This window comes from Variovorax sp. V15, assembly GCF_041154425.1.
Lineage (GTDB): Bacteria > Pseudomonadota > Gammaproteobacteria > Burkholderiales > Burkholderiaceae_C > Variovorax > Variovorax guangxiensis.
Genome location: NZ_AP028659.1, coordinates 399,329 through 423,363, shown reverse-complemented (window position 1 = coordinate 423,363; position 24,035 = coordinate 399,329). Strand labels below are relative to the sequence as shown.

Sequence of the window (24,035 nt, the reverse complement as noted above, 5' to 3'; positions counted from 1 at the left end):
GCACGTCGATGGACCTGATCAAGCCGCTGGTCACGCTGGTGGCCATCGTCAACCCGCTGGCCATCGTGCCCTTCTTCATCCACTACACGCAGGGCTACAGCGACGCGCAGCGCCGCCACACGGTGCGCATGTCGGCCTTCAGCGCCTTCGTGGTCATCGCGGTGAGCGCGCTGCTGGGGCTGCAGCTGCTGTCCTTCTTCGGCATTTCCATCGCGAGCTTCCAGGTCGGCGGCGGGCTGCTGCTGCTCATGAGTTCGCTGTCGATGCTCAACGCCAAGCCGGCCGAGAGCAAGACCAACGTGGAGGAGCTGCGCGCCACCGAGGTGAAGGCGTCGATGGGCGCGTCGATCGCGGTGGTGCCGCTCACCATTCCGCTGCTCACCGGGCCGGCCACCATCTCCACCGTGGTGATCTACGCCGACAAGGCGCAGCACCTGTGGGAGCTCGCGATCCTGGTCGGCTACGGCGTGGTGGTGGCGCTGGCCACCGCCCTGGCCTTCTCGCTCGCGCAGCCGATCGCGCGCGTGCTGGGCAAGACCGGCATCAACATCATGACGCGGTTGATGGGCCTGATCCTCGCCGCGCTCGCGGTCGAGGTGATGGCCGACGGGCTCGGCAAGCTGTTCCCGATCCTGAACAAGCTCGGCTGAAAAAGCCTGCAGCTGGTTCAGGCCAGCATCTTCTCGATGATCTTCCAGTGCGCCGGCTCCACAGGCGTGATCGACAGCCGGTTGCCCTTGCGCAGCACGATCAGGTCGGCCAGCTCGGGCCTGGCGCGCAGCTCGGGCAGCGCCAGCAGGCGCGTCTTGCGCAGCGCCTGCACGTCCACCAATAGCCAGCGCGGATCGTCCTTCTTCGACGCCGCGTCGTAGTAGGGCGACTTCGCGTCGAACTGCGTCGGATCGGGCCTGATGCCCGAGGCCACCCGCGCGATGCCGGCGATGCCCGGCTCCGGGCAGCTCGAGTGATAGAACAGCACGCCGTCGCCGACCTTCATGCCATCGCGCATGAAGTTGCGTGCCTGATAGTTGCGCACGCCGGTCCACGCCACGGTGGCATCGGGCGCGGCGAGCGCATCGTCGATCGAGACCTCGTCGGGCTCGGATTTCATCAACCAGTAATTGGGCATGGTGCCCGTTATGGTGTCACATAGTCCGAAACCACGACCCATTTCCCATCTTTGATCTGCGACAGGCGCGACTGGTCGTTGCCCAGGCGCTTGGTGGCTGTGTAGTTGCTCTTCGGACTGCCGAACATGTCGGGCTCGAAGGTCATGCTGTCCATGGCCTTGATGAAGCTGTCGGTCGTGAGGTTCGGGCCGGCCTTGGTGGCGGCCTTGATGAACGAGTCGATGATCACGTAGCCGTACACCGAGAACACGGTCGGGTCTTCGTTGAACTTGGTCTTGTACTTGTTGGCCCAGAAGCGCAGCGGCTGCGACTGCTCGTCGGTGTAGGGGTTCTGCACCGTCATGGTGGCGTAGATACCGTCCATCGCCTTGCCGCCGAGCTTGTGGATCAGGTCGGTATAGGCCGCGCTGGAGCCCAGGAAGGTCGGGTTGAAGCCGGTCTTGCGCGCCTCGCCCACGGTGCCGATGGTCTCGCGGATGATGGTGCCGAGCACCACGAGGTCGCAGTTGGCGGCCTTCATCTTCGCGACCTGCGAGCTGAAGTCGGTGGCGCCGCGCTTGAACGATGTCTTCTCCGTCAGCTCCATGCCCGCCGCCTTCAGGCCCGCCTCGGCGCCGCGCTGCACCTCCAGGCCGAACTCGTCGTCCTGGTAGATGGTGCAGACCTTCTTGGCGCCCTTGTCCTTGATCATCTTCGGCAGCGCCAGCCGGATCTGGTCGTAGTAGGTGGCGGCGAACGAATACTTCAGCCGGTTCAGCGGCTCGTACATCTCGCGCGCCGCGGTGATGGGCATGTAGTTGATGACGTTCTTGTCGAACTGCACCGGCATCGCCGCCATGTTCTGCGCCGTGCCGATGTGGCCGGCCATGATGAAGATCTTCTCCTGGTTCACCAGCTTCTGCGCCGCCAGCACCGCCTTCTTCGGGTCGTAGCCCGAGTCCTCCACGAAGAGCTTGAGCTTGCGGCCGTTGACGTTGCCCTGCTCGTTGAGCTCGTCGACGCGCAGCTGCATCCCGTTGCGCGCCTGCTTGCCGAAGCCCGCGAGCGGCCCCGACAGGTCCTGGATGGTGCCGATGCGGATCTCGTCCTTGCTCACGCCCTGCTGCTGCGCGGACGCGAGCGTCGCGGTCAGTCCCAGCACGGCCAGCGTCGTCAGTGTCTTGAGCTTCATGCGGTTGTCTCCTCGGGTTGACGAAAAAAACGGATCTGCAATGCCGGTCAGCGGTACATGGCCTCGATGCGCTGCTCGTATTTCGTTTGCACCAGCTTGCGCTTGAGCTTCATCGTCGGCGTCAGCTCCTCGTCCTCGGCGCTGAGCTGCGTCTCCAGCAGGAAGAATTTCTTGATCTGCTCCACGCGCGCGAACTTGGCGTTGACGCGGTCGATCTCTCCCTGGATCAGGTCCTGCACTTCCTTGGCGCGCGTCAGGCTCTCGTAGTTGCTGAACGGCACGTCGTTGTCCTGCGCGAATTTCTCGACGTTCTCCTGGTCGATCATGACGATCACCGTGAGGTAGGGCCTCCTGTCGCCGATGACCACCGCATCGGTGATGTAGAGGCTGAACTTGAGTTCGTTCTCCAGTTCGCTGGGCGTCACGTTCTTCCCGCCCGCGGTGATGATGATGTCTTTCATGCGGTCGGTGATGCGGAAATACCCGTCCTCGTCCATCACGCCCACGTCGCCCGTGTGCAGCCAGCCGTCGGCGTCGATGGTCTCGGCCGTCTTCTCCGGCAGGTTGAGGTAGCCCATGAACACATTGGGGCCGCGCACCAGGATCTCGCCGGTGGACGGGTCGACGCGCACCTCGTTGTAGCTGGTGGCCGGCCCGATCGAGCCCGGCTTGATGCGCGCGGCCGGCACTGCGGTGGATGCGCCGCACGACTCCGTCATGCCCCACACCTCCAGCATCGGCACGCCCAGCGCCAGGTACCACTTCACCAGTTCCGGCGAGATGGGCGCAGCGCCCGTCACCAGGAAGCGCGAGCGGTGGATGCCGATGAGCTTGCGCGCGTTGTCCAGCGCGAGCGCGCGCGCCAGCCTGAACTTGAGCTTCAGCGCTGCCCCCACGGGCCGGCCGGCCAGCACGCGATCGGCGATCTCCCCGCCCACCCCGATGCTCCACTTGTAGGCCGCCTGCTGCAGCGGGCCGGCCTCCTTCAGCGCGATCATCACGCCCGAATAGAACTTCTCCCAAACGCGCGGCACCGCCGTGAACACGGTGGGCGCGATCTCGCGCACGTTCTCGGGCACCGTCTCCGGGTTCTCGACGAAGTTGAGGATCGAGCCGGTGTACATCGCGAAATACTCGCCGCCCATGCGCTCGGCAATGTGGCACAGCGGCAGGAAGCACATGCGCTCGTCCTTGTCGTCCTGCGCCACCAGCGTGTTGTAGCCGCGCGCCGTGTACACCAGCCCCGCGTGGCTGTGCATCGCGCCCTTGGGCTTGCCGGTGGTGCCCGAGGTGTAGACGAGGATGGCCAGGTCCTCCGGGCGGCAGGCCGCGACCGTGCGCTCCACCGCCTGCGGGTCGGCCGACAGGCGCTCGCGGCCGAGGGCACGCAGCGCGTCGAGGCTCATCACGCCGGCGTCGTCGAGCTCGCGCAGGCCCTCCATGTCGAAAACGATCACGCGGCGCAGCCCGGGCAGGCCGGCGCGCACCTCGAGCACCTTGTCGAGCTGCTCGTCGTCCTCCACGAAGAGCACGGTGGTGCGCGAGTCCTCGCAGAGGTAATGAACCTGCGAGGCCGCATCGGTCGGATAGATGCCGTTGGACACGCCGCCGCAGCTGAGCACCGCCAGGTCGGCGAGCACCCATTCGATGACGGTGTTCGACAGGATCGACGCGCACTCCCCCGGCGCGAAGCCGATGGCCTGCAGCCCCGCCGCGATCTCGCGCACCGCGTCGGCCGTCTGGTGCCAGCTCCAGCTGCGCCAGATGCCGAGCTTCTTCTGCCGCATCCAGGTGTTGTCGCCGCGTTGCTTCACCGCGTTCCAGAACATCGCGGGGATGGTGTCGCCGGGCACGACCACGTCGAGCTTGGGCGCGAAGGTGTTCAGGTCCCAGAGTCCTTGCTGCATGGCGCTACCTCCAGGTCTTCTTCTTTTTCCAGCGCCGCTCGCCGCGCACGCCGTCGTCCTTCATGCCGAGGTAGAACTCCTTGATGTCCTCCTTCTCTCGCAGGCGTTCGCAGGAGTCTTCCATCACGATGCGGCCGTTCTCCAGCACGTAGCCGTGGTCGGCGGCGTTGAGCGCCATGTTGGCGTTCTGCTCCACCAGCAGGATCGTGGTGCCGCGCTCGCGGTTGATGCGCACCACGATCTCGAAGATCTCCTTCGTCAGCTTCGGGCTCAGGCCGAGGCTGGGTTCGTCCAGAAGAATCAGGTGCGGCGCGGCCATGATGGCGCGCGAGATCGCCAGCATCTGCTGCTGCCCGCCCGACAGCAGGCCCGCGTCCTGCGCGGCCCGCTCGCGCAGGATCGGGAAGTATGCGTAGACCGTCTCGATGTCGCGCGCCACGCCATCGCGGTCCTTGCGGGTGTAGGCGCCCATCAGCAGGTTGTCCTTCACCGACAGCAGCGGGAACACCTCGCGCCCCTCGGGCACGTGGCTCAGGCCCTGCTGCACGATGTAGGCTGGGTCCTTGGCCGTGATGTCCGCGCCCTGGAACTCGATGCTGCCCTTGCGCGGGTCGATGATTCCCGAGATGGTCTTCAGGATGGTCGTCTTGCCCGCGCCGTTCGAGCCGAGCACCGTCACGATCTCGCCCTTGCGGACCTTCAGGCTCACGCCCCTGATGGCCTTGATCGGCCCATAGGCGCTCTCGACGTTCATGAGCTGGAGAACGATGTCGCTCATGCCGCCACCCTCCTCAGGCTGCTCACGTCGTCCACCGTGCCGAGGTAGGCCTCGACAACACGAGGATCGGCCTGCACTTCCCCCGGAGAGCCAGTAGCAAGCACCTCGCCCTGGTTCATGGCGAGCACCCGGTCCGACACCTTCGATACGAGCGACATGTCGTGCTCGACCATCAGCACCGACACACCCAGCTCGTGCTGGATGTCCTGGATCCAGAACGCCATGTCCGCCGTCTCCTCCACATTGAGGCCGGAGGAAGGCTCGTCGAGCAGCAGCAGCTTGGGCTCGGTGCACAGCGCGCGCGCCAGTTCCACCACCTTGCGCACGCCGTAGGGCAGGCCCGCCACCATCGAGTCGCGATGGTGCTGAAGGTCCAGCAGGTCGATCACCTGCTCGACCTTCTCGCGCGCCGCGATCTCCGCGCGCCGCGTGGCCGGCGTGAAGAACACCTCGCTCCAGAAGCCCGTCTGCCGGTGCGTGTGCCGACCGATCAGCAGGTTGTGCAGCACCGTCGCATGCTCGAACAGCTCGATGTTCTGGAAGGTGCGCGCAATGCCCAGCGCCGCGATGGCGTGCGGCGCCTGCTGCGTCAGCGCGAGTGGCCCGCCCGCCTCGCCATGCCACTCGATCGCGCCGGTGGTCGGCGTGTAGATGCGGCTGATGAGGTTGAACACCGTCGTCTTGCCCGCGCCGTTCGGCCCGATCAGCGTGAACACCTCGCCGCGGCGCACGTCGAAGCTCACCTTGTTGACCGCGAGCACGCCGCCGAAGCGCACGCTCAGCTCCCTGGCCGAAAGAAGAATGTCGCCGCCGCTCATCTCAGCCGGTCCGATTTGGTAAACGACTTCTGCCGCTTGAACAGGCCCTTGCGGTAGAACGGAAAGAGCTGCAGCCAGGTGCGGATCTTCAGCCAGCGGCCGTACAGCCCCAGCGGCTCGAACAGCACGAAGGCGATCAGCACCAGCCCGTACACCAGCCCCTGCAGGCCCGGCGCCTGGCCGATGGCCTCGGGCAGCCAGTCCTTGCCGATGGAAATGAGCTGCGGCATCGCGATCAGGAAGATCGCGCCCAGGAACGCGCCGTGCACCGAGCCCAGTCCGCCGATCACCACCATCAGCAGCAGGTCGATGGACTGCAGGATGCTGAACTGGTCCGGCGAGATGAAGCTCAGCTTGTGCGCATAGAGCGCGCCGCCCAGCCCCGCGAGCGCGGCCGAGATCGCGAAGGACATCGTCTTGTAGCGCGCCAGGTGGATGCCCATGCTCTGCGCCGAGATCTCCGAATCGCGGATCGCGACGAAGGCCCGCCCGGTCGGCGAGCGCAGCAGATTGAGGATGCCCAGCGTCGCAAGCACCGCCACCACCAGGCAGAGGAAATAGAAGCCCTCGCCCGAGCCCAGCGACCAGCCGAAGAGCTGCGGCGACTTCACATGCAGGCCGGCGTTGCCGCCTGTCACGCTCTCCCAGCGCGCGAACACCTCCTCGACAATGAAGCCGAAGGACAGCGTCGCGATGCCCAGGTAGATGCCCTTCACCCGCAGCGCCGGCAAGGCCACCACCACGCCCACCGCAGCCGACAGCGCCGCTGCGGCGACGAGTGCCAGCGGAAACGGAACGCCGATGTTCGTCAGCACGCCCTGCGTGTACGCACCCGCGCCGAGAAAGGCCGCGTGCCCGATGGAGAACTGCCCCGTGAAGCCCGCCAGCAGCATCAGCCCGAGGCCGACGATGCCGTAGATCAGCACGAAGGTCAGCTGCGCGAGCCAGTACTCGTCGATGATCCACGGCGCGGCGAGCAGGAAGGCCACCAGCAGGCCGTACCAGAACACATGGCCGCCGTGGCGGGCGAGGCGGATGTCCTGGTCGTAGCTGGTCTTGAAGATGAAGCGCATATGGGATTCAAACCTTCTTGCGCAGCTTCTCGCCGAACAATCCGTTCGGCTTGATCATCAACATCAGCAGCACCACGATGTACGGCGCCGTGTCCTTGAAGCCGTCGGGCAGATAGAACCCGGCGAACGACTCGACGATGCCGATCACCAGCCCGCCGACGATCGCGCCCGGCAGGCTGCCGAAGCCCCCCACCACCGCCGCCGGAAAGGCCTTCAGCCCGATGAAGCCCATGTTCGCGTGCACGAAGGTGATGGGTGCCAGCAGCATGCCCGCGATGGCCGCCACCGCCGCCGCGAGCCCCCACACCAGCCCGTTGAGGCGCTTCACCGGAATGCCCATGTAGTAGGCCGCGAGCTGGTTCTGCGACGAGGCCTGCATCGCGATGCCCAGCTTGCTGTAGCGGAACATCGCGAACAGCAGGCCGCACAGGATGGCGGTGGCCACGATGATCACGAACTGCTCCAGGTTCACCACCAGCTCGCCCAGCTTCCAGATCTGGTCCTTGTAGGGCACGGCCAGCGTGTGCGTCTCGGTGCCGATGCCCGGCACCATGGTGACGAGCCCGCGCGCGACGTAGGCGATGCCGATGGTCAGCATCACGATGGAAAACTGCGGCTGCCCGAGGATGGGCCGTATCACCACCAGCTCCAGCAGCACGCCGAAGGCCGCCATCGCCACCACCGCGAGGATGGCCGCGAGCCAGAACGGCATGCCGAACAGCGACATGCCCGCGAACGCGCCGAAGGCACCGAGCATCATCAGGTCGCCCTGCGCGAAGCTCACCGTCTCGGTGGCCTTGTAGATGAGCACGAAGCCCAGCGCGATCAGGCCGTAGATGCAGCCTTGCGCAATGCCCGACAGCAGCAGCTGGAGAATCTGCATGGACTCTGTTCCGCCGCGTTCATTGCCGGGTGAAGCCGCCGCTGCCGCCGGCCGCGTCGTGCAGCACGAGGCGGCGCGAGCCGGCCACGATGTCGCTGGGCTTGAGGCCGTAGACCTGGCGGATCGAATGGCTGAAGTGCGTGGAGTCGGGGTAGCCGGTGTCGAGCGCGATGTCGGTCAGCGTGCTGCTCTGGCGCACGTAGCGCAGCAGGCTGCGCGCGCGCTTCCAGGCCCGGAAGGCGCGGAAGGCCATGCCGGTCTCCTGCTTGAACAGGTGCAGGAAACGCGAGAACGACAGGTGCACCGAAGCCGCCCACTCCTCCGCGGAGGCCGGCGCGGCCGGGTCGGCGTTGATGGCGTCGGCCACCTTGCGGATGCGCGCGTCGAGCGCGCGCTGCGCGAGCGGCTCGCCGAAGAACATGGTGTCGAAGTCGAAGCCCTCGAAGTTCATGCCGCGCGCCGAGGCCGCGAGCAGGTTCGCATGGGCATCGCGCACGCGCTGCACGAAGGCCGGCGCCTCCACCGGGCCGCAGTGCTGCAGGAAAGCCGGCATGCGCGCGGGGTCGACCGATTCCGACTCGATCAGCAAATTGAAGATCAGCGGATGCGCGGTTTCCACCTCGTGCGGCACGTGCGGCGGCACCACGATGAACTCGCCGCTCATCCAGGCTCCGCCGCCGATGCGGATGCGCGTGGGCGGCGCGCCGGCGGGCGACACGTACACGCCGTGCCCGCCCATCGTGCGCTCGGCAGCGGCACCGAGCAGGCCGGCGTAGAACACCCGGTGCGGCGTGAGCCACATCAGGCGTTGGCCTTGCCTCTCGGCACCGCGCGCGGGCGGCGGCGTCGTCCTCGTTCGCTGCATGGTGCTTGTCTCCTGCATCGGTGGACTGCCGCTTCGTGGCGGCGTCCTTTGTTGGCTGGATCGTAGCGGCGCGGGCCGCCAGCGCGATATGGGTTTGCGCCGATTTGCGCGAGGACTTTCCCTATGCCGCTGCGAACGCGCGGCGCAGTTCGGCGGCGCACAGCGCGACCGCCGCATTGGCCTCATCGAGCACCTTGCCCATCGGCACGAAGCCGTGGATCTGGCGCTCGAAGCACACGTAGACCGCGCTGTTGCCCGCGGCCGTGAGCGCCTCGGCGTACGCGGCGCCTTCGTCGCGCAGCGGGTCGTAGCCGGCGGTGAGCACCAATGCCGGAGGCAGCCTCGAAAGATCGGGGTGCAGCAGCGGCGAGGCGCGCCAGTCGAGGTCGTGCTTCGGGTCGGTGATGTAGTGGTCGTGGAAATAGCGGATGGTGTCCGCCGTGAGCAGGTAGCCCTGCCCGTTGCTCTGGTGCGATGCGTGGCCGCGCCGCATGTCGGTGGCCGGGTAGATCAGCAGCTGGTAGACGATGGGCAGGTCGCCCGCGTCGCGCGCGGCGATCGACACCACCGCCGCGAGATTGCCGCCCGCGCTGTCGCCGCCCACCGCGAGGCGGCTCGCATCGAGCCCCAGCGCGGCGGCCTCGCGGCGCACCCAGCGGGTGGCGGCCAGCACGTCGTCGACGGCGGCGGGAAAGCGGTGCTCGGGACCCATGCGGTAGTCGACCGCGACCACCGCGCAGCCGGCGCCATTGGCCAGCTGGCGGCACAGCACGTCGTGCGTGTCGAGGTCGCCGATGACCCAGCCGCCGCCGTGGTAGTACACCAGCACCGGCAAAGGCCCCACGCCGGAGCCCATCGGCCGGTACAGGCGCACCGGGATGGTGCCGTGCGGCCCGCCGGCGGCGAGGTCGCGCACCTCGGCCACTTCGGGCGGCAGCGGCTGCGTGGTGGTGCGGCGCTCGCGATAGAAGGCCCGCGCATCGGCGGGCGACAGGGTGTGCGTCGGCGGAATGCCGCGCGCCTCGATGAAGTCCAGCAGGGCGCGCGCCTGGGGGTGCAGCATGGTGTCTCCGGTGGATCGTTGCGAGCGTCCAGTGTGGGAGGCATCGGGTGCCCGCGGTATCCGCACGCACCCGCACCCGACTGGGCCCGGCAGCCCCCGCACCATGCCCGCGCCCTTGCGGCGCGGCTTGCGGAAACTGGCTACGCCTTGCGCGGCTTGACCAGGGAGGCCGCTTCCTTGGCCAGCTTGCGGGCGGTGTCGGTGTCGGCCGCATGCACCAGCGCCACGCCCATGCGGCGCTTGGTGAAGCTCTCGGGCTTGCCGAACAGGCGGATGTCGCTGCCCGGCACCCGCAGTGCATCGGCCACGCCGTCGAAGGCGATGCCGGTGGCGTCCACGCCGCCGTAGATCACCGCGCTGGCGCCCGGGCTCTTGAGCGAGGTGTCCACCGGCAGGCCGAGGATGGCGCGCGCGTGCAGCTCGAACTCGTTCTGCCACTGGGTGGCCATGGTGACCATGCCGGTGTCGTGCGGGCGCGGGCTGACTTCGCTGAACCAGACCTCGTCGCCCTTCACGAAGAGCTCCACGCCGAAGAGGCCCTGGCCGCCCAGGTCGGCCGTCACGGCCTGCGCGATCTGCTGCGCCTTCGCGAGCGCGGCGGGCGCCATGGGGTGGGGCTGCCAGCTTTCCACGTAGTCGCCGCTGACCTGCACGTGGCCGATGGGGTCGCAGAACTGCGTCTGCACGCCGCCGGTGGCGTCCTTGGCACGCACGGTGAGCAGGGTGATCTCGTAGTCGAAGTCGATGAAGCCCTCGACGATCACGCGGCCATGACTGACCCGCCCTCCGGCCATGGCGTAGTCCCAGGCCTTCTGCACGTCGGCGGGGCCGTCGATCTTGCTCTGGCCCTTGCCGGAGCTGCTCATCACCGGCTTGACGATGCAGGGATATCCGATGCCCCCGTCGATGGCGGCCTGCAGCTCGGCCAGCGAATCGCAGAACTTGTAGGGGCTGGTCGGCACGCCCAGCGTCTCGGCGGCCAGGCGGCGGATGCCCTCGCGGTCCATGGTCAGGCGGGCGGCACGGGCCGTGGGAATCACGCGCACGGTGCCGGCTTCTTCGAGCTCCTGCAGCATGGGCGTGGCGATGGCCTCGATCTCGGGCACCACCAGCGCGGGCTTCTCGGCCTCGATCAGCGCCTTCAGCTGCGCCGGATCGCTCATGGTGATGGTTCGTGCATGGTGCGCCACCTGCTGGCCGGGGGCGTTCTCGTAGCGGTCGACGGCGATGGTCTCGACGCCGAGGCGCTGCAGGGCGATCAGCACCTCCTTGCCGAGTTCGCCGGAGCCCAGGAGCATCACGCGGGTTGCGGAGGGAGAAAGGGGGGTGCCGAGGGTGGTCATGGTCGGGAGTCGAAAAAGGCTGGAAAAAGCAACCGCAGGACTGTAAGCCACCCGCAGCCGCCGGTGTCGCACGCGGGAACGGCGCGGGCGCGGTGCTGCTTCACAATCGATGTCTTTCGCCGTGGCGCCCGCCGCGCGCGCCCCTTTTCTTTTTGCTTTCTCCAAGGAGTTCTCTCATGGCTATCCAGACTGTAGGCATCATCGGCGCCGGAACGATGGGCAACGGCATCGCGCAGGCCTGCGCGGTGGCCGGCGTGAAGGTGGTGATGGTCGACATCGCCCAGGCGGCGGTCGACAAGGGCCTGGCCACGGTGTCGGGCAGCCTCGACCGCCTGATCAAGAAGGAAAAGCTCACCGCCGAGCAGAAGACCGCCGCGCTGGCGCTCATCAAGGGCTCGACCAACTACGAAGACCTGAAGAGCGCCCAGCTGGTCATCGAGGCCGCCACCGAGAACCACGCGCTCAAGCTCAAGATCCTCAAGCAGGTCGACGAGATGCTCGCGCCCGAAGTCATCATCGCCTCCAACACCTCGTCGATCTCGATCACGCAGCTGGCCGCTGCCACCTCCCGTGCCGACCGCTTCATCGGCATGCACTTCTTCAACCCGGTGCCGATGATGGCGCTGGTGGAGCTGATCCGCGGCTACCTCACGAGCGACGCCACGCACGACACGGTGAAGGAGCTGGCCGAGCGCCTGGGCAAGTCGCCGATCACGGTGAAGAACGCCCCGGGCTTCGTGGTCAACCGCATCCTGGTGCCGATGATCAACGAGGCCTTCTTCGTGCTGTCCGAGGGCATCGCCACGGCGGAAGACATCGACGCCGGCATGAAGCTGGGCTGCAACCAGCCCATCGGCCCGCTGGCCCTGGCCGACATGATCGGCCTGGACGTGTGCCTGGCCGTGATGGAGGTGTACCTCGAGCAGTTCGGCGATTCCAAATACCGCCCCTGCCCGCTGCTGAAGGAGATGGTCGCGGCCGGCCAACTGGGCCGTAAAACGGGCCGAGGCGTGTACACGTACTGACCGAGCGAAGACAACAACAAGGAGACAAGAACGCCATGACCGCCACGCCCACCACCCCACCGGCAGAAGGCTGCATCGACACCCAGGTGCTCGGCCACGTGCTGCTGATCGGCATCAACCGCCCGGCCAAGCGCAACGGCTGGACGCCGCCGATGTTCAGGCAGCTGGCCGAGGCCTACACCCGGCTGGACGACGACCCCGAGCTGCGCGTGGGCGTGCTGCATGCCTTCGGCGACCACTTCACGGCGGGCCTGGACCTGCCCGCGGTCACCGAGTACATGAAGCGCGGCGAGAAGGCGATTCCCGCCGGGCTGGTGGAGCCGCACGACTTCGGCCTGCCCGACTACCGCCGCCGCACCAAGCCGATGGTGGTGGCGGTCAAGGGCATCTGCTTCACGGTCGGCATCGAGCTGATGCTAGGCGCCGACATCGTGGTGGCGGCCGACAACTGCCGCTTCTCTCAGATGGAAGTGCAGCGCGGCATCATGGCCACGGGCGGCGCCACGCTGCGCATGGCCGAGCGCGCGGGCGTGGGCAACGCGATGCTGCACCTGCTCACGGCCGACGAGTTCGACAGCGCCGAGGCCTTGCGCCTGAACTTCGTGCAGAAGGTGGTGCCGGCCGGCCAGGAGCTCGACGCGGCGCTGGCCATCGCGCAGCGCATCGCGGCGCAGGCACCGCTGGCGGTGGTGGCCACGCGGCTGAACGTGATCAAGGCCGTGGAGCAGGGGCCGCTGGCCGCCGTGTCGGAATTCATCGAAACGCAGAAGCGCCTGTCGAACAGCGAGGACGCCGCCGAGGGCGTGCGCTCCTTCATCGAACGCCGCCCGGCACGCTTCAGCGGCCGCTGACTCCTTTCATCGAGAACAACGACATGCCTCTTTCTCCAGCACGCACGGCGCTCGCCGCCGCATTCACCCTGCTCGCCGTGAACACCACTTCCGCACAGACGCCCACGCCTCCCGCGCTGCCAGACCCTGCCGCCACCTCGGTCGACGCCATGGGCTGGATGAAGGGCTTCCCGCCCCCGCCAGACAAGCTCATCACCTTCGACAACCCGGCCGGCGGCGTGTTTCCGCGCACGCGCTGGAGCTTCTCGCACGTGCGCGAGACGGTGCCCACGGCCAACGTATGGCGCGGCAGCGGCGCGGCCAGCCCGCTGCCTTCGGCGCCTGCCCGCTTCGACATCGAGGCCGTCACCTTCAAGCCCCTGGGCGGCGAGCAGACGCTGAACTTCGCCCAGATGATCTCCGGCACCTACACCGACGGCATCCTGGTGATGCACCGCGGCAAGGTGGTCTACGAGAAGTACTTCGGCGCGCTCACGCCCGAGCGCCCGCACATCGCGATGTCGGTCACCAAGTCCTTCGTGGGCACGCTGGCGGCCATCCTCGCGGACGAGGGCAAGCTGGACCCGGCCGCGCCCGTCACCAGGTACATCCCCGAACTCAAGGACAGCGCCTACGGCGACGCCACCGTGCGCCAGGTGATGGACATGACCGTGGGCGTGCACTACTCCGAGAACTATGCCGACCCCAAGGCCGAGATCTGGGACTACGCCCGCGCCGGCGGCATGCTCACGCAGGGCGCGAACTACACGGGCCCGAAGTCGTTCTACGAGTTTCTCGTCACGCTGAAGAAGGAAGGCGAGCATGGTGACGGCTTCGCCTACAAGACGGTCAACGCCGAGGTGCTGGCCTGGATCGTGCGCCGCGCCAGCAACCAGTCGCTGGCCGACCTGCTGAGCGAGAAGATCTGGCGCCGCATCGGCGCCGAGCAGGATGCCTACTTCATGGTCGACCGCATCGGCACCGAGTCGGGCGGCGGCGGCCTCAACACCGTGCTGCGCGACCTGGCCCGCTTCGGCGAGACCATGCGCAACGGCGGCCGCGCGGCCAACGGGCAGCAGGCGATTCCGAAGGCGGTGGTGGAAGACATCCAGCGCGGCGGCGACCCGGCCAGGTTCGTGAAGGCGGGCTACCCGCTGCTCAAGGGCTGGTCGTACCGAGACATGTGGTGGGTGTCGCACAACCCGCACGGCGCCTACATGGCGCGCGGCATCCACGGCCAGAGCATCTACGTGGACCCGAAGGCGGAGATGGTGATCGTGCGCTACGCGGCGCACCCGGTGGCGGCCAACGGCGCGAACGATCCGCTGACGCTGCCGGCGTTTCAGGCGATGGCCGAGGCGCTGATGCGCCCCTGAGCCTCTTCGCCTCTGTCTAGTTCGAAGCCCGCTCGCGGGCAATCACCAGGAGCCCGTCCATGATGAGGCTCTCGACCAGCTCGAAATGCCCGTTCATCACGGGCGCCATCTTCCAGCCCGCGCCGCCGGTCATGTAGCAGGCCGGCTCGGCGCCGCAGTGCGAGCGCACGTGCTGCACCATGCGCTCCACCGCGCCCGCGATGGCGTAGGTGCCGCCGCTGGTCAGCGCGTCGCTGGTGTTGGTGGGGAACTCGCGCACCTCGCCGGTGGGCACGTGCAGGCCCGCCGTGCCCGACTCGAGCGCGCGCAGCATGATGCCGTGGCCCGGCAGGATCAGGCCACCGAGGAACTTGCCGTCGGCGTCGATGGCCTCGACCGTCACGGCCGTGCCGATCAGCACCACCACCATCGGCCGAGGCGGCTGCCCCGGCTTCGCGGCAGCCAGCATGCGGTGGCGCGCGCCGATCATCGCCACGAAGCGGTCGGCGCCCAGGCGCGTGGGGTGGTCGTAGCCGTTGACGATGCCGGCCTCGCCCGCGCTCGACATCACCCAGCGCGGCGTGCAGTCGAAGCGCTCGACGATCTGCTCCTCGGCCCGGCGCCTGACCGCGTCGCCGGCCACCACGCAGCCCAGCATGGAGCCGGGCGAAGGCAGGTCGGCCCACGGGCCGTCGGCCAGCCGTTCGATGTGGTCGAGGAATTCGGCACCCTGCGCCTGCAACGCGGCGCCGGGGCGGGCCGAGTCGTAGAGCGCCCACTTGAGGCGGGTGTTGCCGATGTCGATGGCGAGGAAGGGGGATGACATGCGCGGGATTATTGCGACTTTGTTGTTATTCCGGCTGGCACGTCGTTGACACACGCGGCGTGGGCCTACGCAGGCGCGCCGGCTTCCGCCTCTACATTGGCGGGTTCCACCCACCACCGCACAAGGAGAGAACCATGGGATTGCTCAGTTTCATCAAGGAGGCTGGTGAGAAGCTGTTCGGCGGCTCGTCGGCCCAGGCCGCCACGCCCGACGCCAACCAGGCCGCGGCCGCCGCCATCAAGACCTACATCGAGACGCAGAACCTCGGCCTCACGGGACTGGAAGTGACCTACACCGCGAGCACCGGCGTGGTCACCCTCGCGGGCCAGGCGCCTTCGCAGGAAGCCAGCGAGAAGGCATCGCTTGCCGCAGGCAACGTGGCGAACGTGACCAGCGTGGAAAACAACCTCGTCGCCCCCGCCGCGCCGCCCGCCCAGTACCACGACGTGGTGCGCGGCGACACGCTCTCGGCCATCTCGAAGAAGTACTACGGCGACGCCAACAAGTACAACGTGATCTTCGAGGCCAACAAGCCGATGCTGACACATCCGGACAAGATCTATCCTGGGCAGAAGCTGCGCATCCCGGCGCTCTGAGCAAGACCGGGGTCAGGCGCCGTTGTGCCGCCAGGCCCCTGGCGACACGCCGTACTCGCGCTTGAACGCGCGGTTGAAGGCGGCCTCCGATTCGTAGCCCACGCCTTCGGCGATGCGCGCCAGGTTGCACTGGTCCCTGCGCAGCATGCCGGCGGCCAGGATCATTCGCCAGCGCGCCAGGTAGTGCATGGGCGGCGCGCCCACCAGCTCGGTGAAACGGTCCGCCAGCACGCTGCGCGAGGTGTGGGTCTCCTGCGCCAGCTCATCGACCGTCCAGTTGCGCGCGGGCTCGGCGTGCATCAGCGCCAGGCAGCGGCTCACGTGGGGATCGCGCAGGCCCGCCAGCCAGCCGGGGTTGTTGGCGGGCGCGGACTCGATGTAGCCGCGCAGCACTTCGGCGAACAGCACTTCCGCCACCTTGGCGGCGACCATCTCCGAACCCGGAGAGCGTGAAGCCGCATCGCCCAGCACGAAGTTGACCGACTGCTCGATCCACGGGCCCGCCGGCCTGCTTCGCAGCTGCGTGGTGAACAGGCGCGGAATGTTCGCCATGACGGGATTGGGCGCGTCGCCCTCGTACGCGAACCAGCTGCACACCAGCAAGGTGCGATCTCCCTCGCCGCCATAGCGCACGCGCTCCAGTTCGGGCGCGCGCGGGCTCACCACATGCGACATGTCCACCGCCGCATGGTGCAGGCCGCTGCCCAGCACATGGGAGTCGCCGTGCAGCGCGGCGATCACTTCGCCCGCGTGCGCCCGTATCGGCTCCCCGCCGTCGACCTGGGCCCAGCATTCGCCCTGCAGCACCAGGTGGCAGATGGCCAGCCGGTTCGCGCCGGGCCTGAGCAGCTGGGCGATGTCCCTACCCTTGGGTACCTTGAAGCACCAGGGTGCATACATGTCCCCGTTGAGGAACAGCGCGCCCTCGAGGCGGATGGTCCGTAGCACGTCCGACAAGACATCCATGATCACCTCCCGGCAAGCGAGGACGGGGTTTCGGTCAACAAGTCAGGCGGAGCGGGCAATACGGGGCGGCTTCGCATCGGCACCATAGGACCTGGTCGCCTTCGACCGATTCTGACAGCCAGACAGGAGTACCACCATGCCCAAATTCGTTATCGAGCGAGACATCCCCGGCGCCGGCAAGTTCACCCCGTCGGACCTGAAGGCCATTTCGCAGAAGTCCTGCGGCGTGCTCAGCAGCATGGGGACCGACATCCAGTGGATCCACAGCTACGTGACCGACGACCGTGTCTACTGCGTCTACCAGGCCACCGACGAGGCACTGGTGCGCCGGCACGCGGAGCTCGGCGGCTTCCCTGCCAACCGCGTGGACCGGGTCTACAGCGTGATCGACCCGGCCACGGCCGAGTGAGGCGAGCGGCTCTCTAGTTCTGCCGCCAGGGCAGCCCGCGCTTGCGCCAGCCGCCGGTCAGCCCGCGGTGGCCGTTCTCGTCCGGGTTGCCCTCGAAGCCTTCGAGGATGTTGTAGGCCTCCACGCCCAGCTCTGTCGCGCGCTTGGCCGCTGCGATGGAGCGCACGCCGCTGCGGCACAGCAGCACCAGCTTCCTGCCGCCTTCGGCAGCGGCACGGATGCCTTCGTCGAAGGCCGGATTCATCGCCATGCCGGGCCACTGCTTCCAGGCCAGCGGCACGGCGCCCGGCACATAGCCGACCCATTCGCGCTCGGCGTCGGTGCGCACGTCGACCAGCACGGCCTCTCCGCTGGCGGTCCATCGGGCGGCCTGCTCGGGCGTCACGTCGCCGGCGTAGCCCTTGTTCTCGACGGGTTCTGTCATCTGTCTCGTGTCCTTGCGATGCGGGTTTTCATGGCCCGGAATTTTTCACCGGTTCGTGAAAACCCTGTTTGTTGAGTGCTCCCGCGCGCCAAAGATGGCGCCTTGGGCCTGTCGAACCATAACTCCAAGACGGACAGCCTGGGTTTTCCCAAGTCAGAACCGTTTGGAGAGAGACAAATGACAGACAGCAAGATGCCCCGCCGCCGCGGGCTGCTCAAGGGCGCGGCCGTGGCCGCCGGCGCCATGTCCGTGCCGATGGTCAGCATGGCCCAGACCACCACCCTGCGCTTCCAGAGCACCTGGCCCGCGAAGGACATCTTCCACGAGTACGCGCAGGACTACGCGAAGAAGGTCAACGACATGGCGGGCAGCCGCCTGAAGATCGAGGTGCTGCCCGCCGGCTCGGTGGTGCCCGCCTTCCAGCTGCTCGACGCGGTCGCCAAGGGCACGCTCGACGGCGGCCACGGCGTGGTCGCGTACTGGTACGGCAAGAACTCGGCGCTCGCGCTGTGGGGGTCCGGTCCGGGCTACGGCATGGACGCCAACATGGTGCTGGCCTGGCACACCTACGGCGGTGGCAAGGCGCTGATGGAGGAGATCTACAAGGGCCTGAACCTCGATGTGGTCTCCTACCTGTACGGCCCCATGCCCACGCAGCCGCTGGGCTGGTTCAAGAAGCCGGTGGCCAAGGCCGAAGACATGAAGGGCCTGAAGTTCCGCACCGTGGGCCTGGCGGTGGACGTGTTCACCGACATGGGCGCGGCCGTGAACCCGCTGCCCGGCGGCGAGATCGTGCCCGCGCTGGACCGTGGCCTCATCGACGCGGCCGAGTTCAACAACGCGTCGAGCGACCGCGTGCTGGGCTTTCCCGACGTCGCCAAGAACTGCATGCTGCAGAGCTTCCACCAGAGCGGCGAGCAGTTCGAGGTGCTGTTCAACGGTGGCAAGCTCAAGGCGCTGCCGGCGGAGCTCAAGTCCATCATCGAGTACGCCACGCAGGCCGCGAGCGCCGAGATGAGCTGGAAGGCCATCGACCGCAACTCCAAGGACTACGAGGAGCTGAAGAAGGCCGGCATCAAGTTCTACAAGACGCCCGACGCGGTGCTGCGCGCGCAGCTCGCCTCGTGGGACAAGACCATCGCGAAGAAGTCGGCCGAGAACCCGATGTTCAAGAAGGTGCTCGACTCGCAGCGTGCCTTCGCCGAGCGCGCGGGCCAGTGGCAGAACGACTACGGGGTCGATTTCAAGATGGCCTACAACCACTACTTCGGACGGCAGGCGAAGAAGACCTGATCCCAGGGGATCGATGCGACGCGAGGGCACCCGGGGCGGTGCCCTCTTTTCATGCCTGCGCCCAAGCTGCCGCGCAAGACACGGATGACGCGGCGAGGAGTTCGTTCCGATGCAATCTTTCCTGCTGGCGGTCGACCGGTTCTCCACATGGATCGGCAAGACCTTCGCCTGGTGCGCCCTGCTGCTCACGCTGCTGATCAGCTGGGAGGTGTTCTCGCGCTATGCCCTCAACAGGCCCCACGCCTGGGTGCTGGACGCGCAGATCATGCTGTACGGCACCATGTTCATGACCGCGGGCGCCTACACGCTCTCGAAGAACGGCCACGTGCGCGGCGACGTGCTCTACGGCTTCTTCCGCCCGCGCACGCAGGCGCTGGTGGACCTGGTGCTCTACATCGTCTTCTTCCTGCCCGGCATCGTCGCGCTGACCTGGGCCGGATGGGTCTACGCGGGCGAATCGCTCGCCATCCGCGAGCAGACCTTCTCGGCCGAGCCGCTGCCGCTGTACCCGTTCAAGTACGTCATTCCGCTGGCGGGCTTCACGCTGCTGCTGCAGGGGCTGGTGGAGATCATCCGCTGCGTGCGCTGCATCCGCGAGGGCGCCTGGCCCTCGCGCGAGCAGGACGTGGAGGAAGTCGACGTCGAGAAGCTCAAGGAGATGGTGCACGTGAAGGACGAGGACATCGCCGCGCTCGACCGCGTCGTCGCCTCGAAGGAGGCCGCGCGATGATCCGCCGCGAACTCTGGTTCGGCCTCTCGTTCATGGCGCTGATCGTGATCGGCGCGGTGGCGGTGCTGGCCAATGCGCCCACCATCACCAACGGCCACCTCGGCCTGCTGATGCTCTCGCTGGTGGTGGTGGCCATCATGCTGGGCTTTCCCACGGCGTTCACGCTGATGGGCATGGGCATGCTCTTCACCTGGCTGGCCTACGACCGCGACTGGCACCGAACGCTCGACCTTATGGTGCAGTCGGCCTTCAAGACCATGGCCAACGACGTGCTCATCGCGGTGCCGCTGTTCGTGTTCATGGGCTACCTGGTGGAGCGCGCGAACCTCATCGAGTCGCTCTTCAAGAGCCTGCACCTCGCGCTCGCGCGGCTGCCAGGTGCGCTGGCGGTGGCGACGCTGGTCACCTGCACCATCTTCGCGACGGCCACCGGCATCGTGGGCGCGGTGGTCACGCTGATGGGCCTGCTTGCATTGCCGGCCATGCTGCGCGCGCGCTACAGCGTGCCGCTGGCCGCCGGCTCGATCACCGCGGGCGGCTGCCTGGGCATCCTGATTCCGCCTTCGGTGCTGCTCATCGTCTACGGCGCGACGGCCGGCGTGTCGGTGGTGCAGCTCTATGCGGGCGCGTTCTTTCCGGGGCTGATGCTGGCCTCGCTCTATGTGCTGTACGTGATCATCGTCGCCTGGCTCAAGCCGCAGTGGGCGCCGCCGCTCTCGCAGGCGGAGCGCGTCGTGCCGCTGCCGCCGCTGTCGCAGCGGCTGGCCGACAGCCCCGCCGCGCATGCGCTGGTCGGCCTGCTGAAGGGACGGCGCAATGCCGGCGTGCCCTTCTCGCATGTGCTGAAGCAGCTCGGCATCGTTGCGATGCCGGGCGTGATCTTCCTGCTGCTGGCCGCCTTCAGCTACAAGGCCGTGACGACGGTGGAAGCGCAGGCGCGCTACGAGATCGAGGAAATCGGGGCCGTGCGCAGCGGCACGCCGGAGTCCGGCGGCCTGCAGGAGCCGCCGGTCGAAGGCGGGTTGCAGGAACCACCGCAGGAAGGTGGGCTGCAGGAGCCGCCCAGCGACGATACGCAGCCGTCGGCACCGGCCACTGCCTCCAGCCAGGGGGCGCTGTCCGAGCCGCCGGGAGCCCCGGCCGTTCCCCCCGCGCCCGCCGCAGGAACCGCAGAGCCCTCGGCCGCTGCTGCTACGGAGGCAGCCACGCAGCGACCCGCACCGACCTGGTGGTGGGTCACCTTCGCCGTCTTCGGCGCCATCGTCACGCTGTTCTACCTGTTCCTGAGCTTCGCGCGGCTCGAGATCTTCAAGATGCTGCTGGCGTCGTTCTTCCCTCTGGTGCTGCTGATCCTCTCGGTGCTGGGCTCGATCGTGCTGGGTCTTGCCACGCCCACCGAGGCGGCCGCCATGGGCGCGCTCGGCGGCATGCTGCTGGCGGCGGCCTACAGGCGCCTCAACCTCGCGGTGCTGAAGGAGTCGGTATTCCTCACGGCCAAGACATCGGCCATGGTGTGCTGGCTCTTCGTAGGCTCGGCCATCTTCTCTGCCGCGTTCGCGCTGCTCGGCGGGCAGGCGCTGGTGGAGGAATGGGTGCTCGGCATGAACCTCACCAAGGTGGAGTTCCTGATCCTGAGCCAGGTCATCATCTTCCTGCTGGGCTGGCCGCTGGAGTGGACCGAGATCATCGTGATCTTCATGCCCATCTTCATCCCGCTGCTCGACAACTTCGGCGTCGACCCGCTGTTCTTCGGGCTGCTGGTGGCGCTGAACCTGCAGACCGCCTTCCTCTCGCCGCCGGTCGCGATGGCAGCCTTCTACCTGAAGGGCGTGAGCCCGCCCCACGTGACGCTGAACCAGATCTTTCTGGGCATGCTGCCCTTCATGGGCATCCAGGTGCTGGCGATCGTGCTGCTTTACATGTGGCCGCAGATCGGGTTGTGGTTGCCGCAGCTGCTGTACAAGTAGCAAGAAGCTGGCGTGGCGAGGGCGGCAATGCTGTGCCCCTCATCCGGCTGATAGTGCGACTACGGGCAGTGAAGCGCAGTGCTTCTGGATAAAGTCTGACAATGAAAAAAGTAGACGTAGCACTCGCATCGGCATATGCATTTTTTTGCGCTGCCTTCATGCTTCTCATGCCGATGAACAAGTATGAATGGATGCTCGACGAGCCCAGCGCAAAATCCGAGGGCCTGACTTTTTGCGGGCTGCCGCTTGACGACGACATCAGTGCCAGATTTTTTTCTTTCGCCTTTTTGATCCCGCTTCTCGTTTTGGCAGCCATCCAGTCGATCCGAAAGAAAACAGCACATTACTCTCTCTGGATGGCTGTCGCCTTGCTGGCTGTCTGGGGATGGCGGTTTTTCATTCACTACCCGCTTTGCTGAGCGGGCGGTTGCAGGTTGGAGGCTCGCGGCCCTGTCTCAGCGCCGCCTCTCCACATACGGCCGCGCCTGCAGCAGCACGATCCTGTCGCCCACCGTCGCCCACTCGATGTCCTGGTCGACGCCGTTGAAGGTGCGCTTGACCGCCACGCCCACATTGGCCAGCCGCACCACCAGTTCGTCGGTGAGCACGTTGCGGCCGGCTTCCACCGGCACTTCCTTCACGCCGCCGTCCTTGTCGAGCTGCAGCGCGGTGTCTTCGGCCGAGCGGCTGAGCACCTGGATGGCCTTGGACCAGCTGGAGTACATCACCTGCTCGGCGACGCGCCGACCCTCGACCACGCGGATGCCGATGCCGCGCTTGGCGGAGATGTAGGTGATGTGCGGATGCCCGGCGTCGAAGGGGTCGCGAGTGATCATCACGCCGGCGTTGGCCGAATCGATGGCGGTCTGCACGAACACGCCCATCAGTACCGATTCGGCGCCGAAGCCCGCCGCCGCGCGGGCCTCCCAGGCCTCGGGGTTGAACACCGAGGCCCAGACCTTCTTCACGGCCACTTCGAGCGCGTCGCCGGTCTTGACGTTGGGCACGGTGGTGTAGAGCCCCGCGCCGCTGAAGCCGGGCAGGTCTTCGGAGTTGGACGAGCTGCGCACGAACACGCCGCCGCCTCCGAGCTGCGACTGCCACGCCGCACGCCAGCCGGCTGCGGTGGCGGCATCGACGGGCCATTGCACGATCTCGTCGCGCAACTGCGCCAGCGCCTTCTGGCGCACCTTCGGATCGCTCGCGAAGCCCGGCTGCTGCTGCATGCGCGCGATGCGATCGGCCAGGCCGTTGGCGCGCATGAAGCTGTCGTAGTGCGCGAAGGGAATGCAGAAGCCGTCGGGCACCGAGGTGCCCGGGATGTGCGCGGCCTGCATGGCGCCGAGGTTCGCGGCCTTCACACCGCACTGCGCGCTGTTGCGCGCGCGCAGCGAAGCCAGGGGCAGCAGCCGGCTTTCGCGCAGGTCCGGCTTGATGGCGCGCGAACTGCCAGGCACGGCGCCGGCGGCAGCGGTGCGCACCGCGCGCGGCGGCAGCGCGGCGACCTCCTCCGGCGTGAGCCGGCGCACCTGATAGCCCGAGCTGGCGACCTTCAGCGCCACCCACTGGCCGGCATGCTCCTTCAGGACCGCGGCGGCATCGCGCACGTAGGCGTTGGGAATGCCCCAGCCCTTGGCCAGCAGGTTGACGTGCGACAGCGCGGTCGAAGGCCGTTCGGTCAGCACGGCCGCCACCGGCGGCAGGCCGATGGGCACCTGCCGCAGCACGGCGATGTCGTCGGGCAGCAGCGCGTTGATTCCCGCGTCGTCGTCCACGATGCGTACGCGGCCGGTGGCGGTGCCGAGGTTCATCGGCAGGAAGGGCTGCTCGCGGATCAGCGCCTCCTGGCTCACGAAGTCGATGCCGGTTTCCTTCGCCACGCGCTCGTGCAGCGTGGAGTTGGTCTTGAACTTCACCGGGCCGAAGAAGCTGGCCCTGACCTGCTGCTCGGCCTGCCGCAGCAGCGGCGCGGTGAGCTTGTCGCCTTCCCAGAATTCGTAGGTGAAGCTGCCGATGTTCTGCTGCCAGCTCAGCGTGCCGAACAGGAAGCGGCGGTCGGGCGCGAGGTAGTTGCGGTCGATCTCGCGCTTGACGGTGCTGGGCGCGAGCCGCGTGTCGCGCAGGAAGCGCACATGCAGCTGGTAGCGCGGCGTGTCGATGTAGTACATGCGCGGCGGCTTGGCCTGCCGGTCGATCACGAACAGCACGTGCGCGAGCTGCATCGGCGTGTCGGCGTCGTAGACGCGGGCGAGCTGGTCGAAGTCGGCCTGGCTGCGCAGCGCGGGCAGCGACGAGGGTACCGCGGGACGGGGGACGAGCTGCGCGGCCGGGCCTTCAGGCTGCGGCTGGTTCTGCTGCTGGTAGTACGACGGCTTGCGGGCTAGCTGGGCGGCAGCGGGCAGGGCCGCCAGCATGGCGATGGCAGCCGCGACGCAAAACGCAGTCACGCTATTGTTTTGGAAGCACGATGTGCCTACGGGCCGTGCGTTGTTCTGGTTTTTCATGCGGTGTCCCTCCTTACAACCGGTTGCCGAGTGCACGCGCGCTTCACCAAGCAACGCAGCGGCGCTGACAGCGGCAACG

General features: G+C 67.5%; 24 protein-coding genes. 10 read left to right on the top strand and 14 right to left on the bottom strand.

Annotated features, from left to right (window positions below; translation table 11 throughout):
• The first annotated feature begins 8 nt into the window (after positions 1–8).
• Positions 9–650 (top strand): MarC family protein, encoded by a 642-nt coding sequence (locus ACAM57_RS02050; RefSeq protein WP_026346756.1) that lies wholly within the window; start codon positions 9–11, stop codon positions 648–650.
• A 17-nt stretch (positions 651–667) separates the two neighbouring features.
• Here ACAM57_RS02050 and ACAM57_RS02045 read toward each other — a convergent pair whose 3' ends face one another.
• From ACAM57_RS02045 to purT, 10 genes are all read right to left on the bottom strand, one after another.
• The gene (locus tag ACAM57_RS02045; protein WP_369660548.1) at positions 668–1,129 is read right to left on the bottom strand and encodes an EVE domain-containing protein; all 462 of its coding nucleotides are present in this window, start codon (positions 1,127–1,129) and stop codon (positions 668–670) included.
• A gap of 8 nt (positions 1,130–1,137) precedes the next feature.
• Positions 1,138–2,301 carry an ABC transporter substrate-binding protein gene (locus tag ACAM57_RS02040; protein ID WP_369660547.1) on the bottom strand — a complete coding sequence of 388 codons (1,164 nt, stop codon included), beginning with the start codon at positions 2,299–2,301 and terminating at the stop codon, positions 1,138–1,140.
• Positions 2,302–2,348: 47 nt separating this feature from the next.
• Complete coding sequence (locus tag ACAM57_RS02035; protein WP_369660546.1) at positions 2,349–4,208, bottom strand: long-chain fatty acid--CoA ligase; 1,860 nt, start codon at positions 4,206–4,208, stop codon at positions 2,349–2,351.
• A gap of 4 nt (positions 4,209–4,212) precedes the next feature.
• A complete protein-coding gene (locus ACAM57_RS02030; RefSeq protein ID WP_126025503.1) occupies positions 4,213–4,986 on the bottom strand; it encodes an ABC transporter ATP-binding protein in 774 nt (257 codons plus the stop codon).
• Positions 4,983–5,804, bottom strand: coding sequence for an ABC transporter ATP-binding protein (locus tag ACAM57_RS02025; RefSeq protein WP_369660545.1), 822 nt, complete (start codon positions 5,802–5,804; stop codon positions 4,983–4,985). The genes ACAM57_RS02030 and ACAM57_RS02025 overlap by 4 nt, the downstream gene beginning before the upstream one ends.
• A complete protein-coding gene (locus ACAM57_RS02020; protein WP_369660544.1) occupies positions 5,801–6,877 on the bottom strand; it encodes a branched-chain amino acid ABC transporter permease in 1,077 nt (358 codons plus the stop codon). The genes ACAM57_RS02025 and ACAM57_RS02020 overlap by 4 nt, the downstream gene beginning before the upstream one ends.
• Positions 6,878–6,884: 7 nt before the next feature.
• Entirely contained in the window at positions 6,885–7,760 is an 876-nt protein-coding gene (locus tag ACAM57_RS02015) for a branched-chain amino acid ABC transporter permease (protein WP_019657793.1), read from the bottom strand.
• Positions 7,761–7,779: 19 nt separating this feature from the next.
• On the bottom strand, positions 7,780–8,625 hold the full coding sequence (locus ACAM57_RS02010) for a helix-turn-helix domain-containing protein (RefSeq protein WP_369660543.1): 846 nt from the start codon (positions 8,623–8,625) through the stop codon (positions 7,780–7,782).
• 121 nt (positions 8,626–8,746) lie between these two features.
• Positions 8,747–9,688 (bottom strand): alpha/beta hydrolase, encoded by a 942-nt coding sequence (locus ACAM57_RS02005; RefSeq protein WP_369660542.1) that lies wholly within the window; start codon positions 9,686–9,688, stop codon positions 8,747–8,749.
• A 140-nt stretch (positions 9,689–9,828) separates the two neighbouring features.
• Complete coding sequence (gene purT / locus ACAM57_RS02000) at positions 9,829–11,031, bottom strand: formate-dependent phosphoribosylglycinamide formyltransferase (protein ID WP_369660541.1); 1,203 nt, start codon at positions 11,029–11,031, stop codon at positions 9,829–9,831.
• A gap of 176 nt (positions 11,032–11,207) precedes the next feature.
• On the opposite strand from purT, the gene ACAM57_RS01995 reads away from it, so the two are divergent.
• Genes ACAM57_RS01995 through ACAM57_RS01985 form a run of 3 tightly spaced genes read left to right on the top strand, consistent with a single transcriptional unit; the run spans position 11,208 to position 14,262 of the window.
• A complete protein-coding gene (locus ACAM57_RS01995; protein ID WP_369660540.1) occupies positions 11,208–12,056 on the top strand; it encodes a 3-hydroxybutyryl-CoA dehydrogenase in 849 nt (282 codons plus the stop codon).
• 35 nt (positions 12,057–12,091) lie between these two features.
• Positions 12,092–12,907, top strand: coding sequence for a crotonase/enoyl-CoA hydratase family protein (locus ACAM57_RS01990; RefSeq protein WP_126025497.1), 816 nt, complete (start codon positions 12,092–12,094; stop codon positions 12,905–12,907).
• Between the two features lie 23 nt (positions 12,908–12,930).
• Positions 12,931–14,262, top strand: coding sequence for a serine hydrolase domain-containing protein (locus tag ACAM57_RS01985; RefSeq protein WP_369660539.1), 1,332 nt, complete (start codon positions 12,931–12,933; stop codon positions 14,260–14,262).
• Between the two features lie 16 nt (positions 14,263–14,278).
• On the opposite strand, the gene ACAM57_RS01980 is transcribed toward ACAM57_RS01985, so the two are convergent.
• Complete coding sequence (locus tag ACAM57_RS01980; protein WP_126025495.1) at positions 14,279–15,067, bottom strand: type III pantothenate kinase; 789 nt, start codon at positions 15,065–15,067, stop codon at positions 14,279–14,281.
• A gap of 134 nt (positions 15,068–15,201) precedes the next feature.
• Here ACAM57_RS01980 and lysM point away from each other — a divergent pair, with 134 nt between their 5' ends.
• Positions 15,202–15,663: a peptidoglycan-binding protein LysM gene (gene lysM / locus ACAM57_RS01975; RefSeq protein WP_184639759.1), complete on the top strand. Its 462-nt coding sequence runs from the start codon at positions 15,202–15,204 to the stop codon at positions 15,661–15,663.
• 12 nt (positions 15,664–15,675) lie between these two features.
• On the opposite strand, the gene ACAM57_RS01970 is transcribed toward lysM, so the two are convergent.
• Positions 15,676–16,629 carry an AraC family transcriptional regulator gene (locus ACAM57_RS01970; protein WP_126025493.1) on the bottom strand — a complete coding sequence of 318 codons (954 nt, stop codon included), beginning with the start codon at positions 16,627–16,629 and terminating at the stop codon, positions 15,676–15,678.
• Between the two features lie 136 nt (positions 16,630–16,765).
• Here ACAM57_RS01970 and ACAM57_RS01965 point away from each other — a divergent pair, with 136 nt between their 5' ends.
• The gene (locus tag ACAM57_RS01965; protein WP_184639758.1) at positions 16,766–17,038 is read left to right on the top strand and encodes a DUF4242 domain-containing protein; all 273 of its coding nucleotides are present in this window, start codon (positions 16,766–16,768) and stop codon (positions 17,036–17,038) included.
• A 13-nt stretch (positions 17,039–17,051) separates the two neighbouring features.
• Here the strand turns inward: ACAM57_RS01965 and ACAM57_RS01960 are convergent, their stop codons facing one another.
• Positions 17,052–17,462, bottom strand: a complete 411-nt coding sequence (locus tag ACAM57_RS01960; RefSeq protein ID WP_126025491.1) for a rhodanese-like domain-containing protein — start codon at positions 17,460–17,462, stop codon at positions 17,052–17,054.
• 177 nt (positions 17,463–17,639) lie between these two features.
• Here ACAM57_RS01960 and ACAM57_RS01955 point away from each other — a divergent pair, with 177 nt between their 5' ends.
• The 4 genes from ACAM57_RS01955 (at position 17,640) to ACAM57_RS01940 (ending at position 21,871) form a co-directional block, all read left to right on the top strand.
• A complete protein-coding gene (locus tag ACAM57_RS01955; RefSeq protein WP_184639756.1) occupies positions 17,640–18,755 on the top strand; it encodes a TRAP transporter substrate-binding protein in 1,116 nt (371 codons plus the stop codon).
• Between the two features lie 109 nt (positions 18,756–18,864).
• On the top strand, positions 18,865–19,485 hold the full coding sequence (locus tag ACAM57_RS01950) for a TRAP transporter small permease subunit (protein ID WP_369660538.1): 621 nt from the start codon (positions 18,865–18,867) through the stop codon (positions 19,483–19,485).
• A complete protein-coding gene (locus tag ACAM57_RS01945) occupies positions 19,482–21,452 on the top strand; it encodes a TRAP transporter large permease subunit (RefSeq protein WP_369660537.1) in 1,971 nt (656 codons plus the stop codon). The genes ACAM57_RS01950 and ACAM57_RS01945 overlap by 4 nt, the downstream gene beginning before the upstream one ends.
• A gap of 101 nt (positions 21,453–21,553) precedes the next feature.
• Positions 21,554–21,871, top strand: coding sequence for a DUF2645 family protein (locus ACAM57_RS01940; protein WP_369660536.1), 318 nt, complete (start codon positions 21,554–21,556; stop codon positions 21,869–21,871).
• A 36-nt stretch (positions 21,872–21,907) separates the two neighbouring features.
• Here the strand turns inward: ACAM57_RS01940 and ACAM57_RS01935 are convergent, their stop codons facing one another.
• Entirely contained in the window at positions 21,908–23,956 is a 2,049-nt protein-coding gene (locus tag ACAM57_RS01935) for a PEP/pyruvate-binding domain-containing protein (protein ID WP_369660535.1), read from the bottom strand.
• Positions 23,957–24,035: the final 79 nt, after the last annotated feature.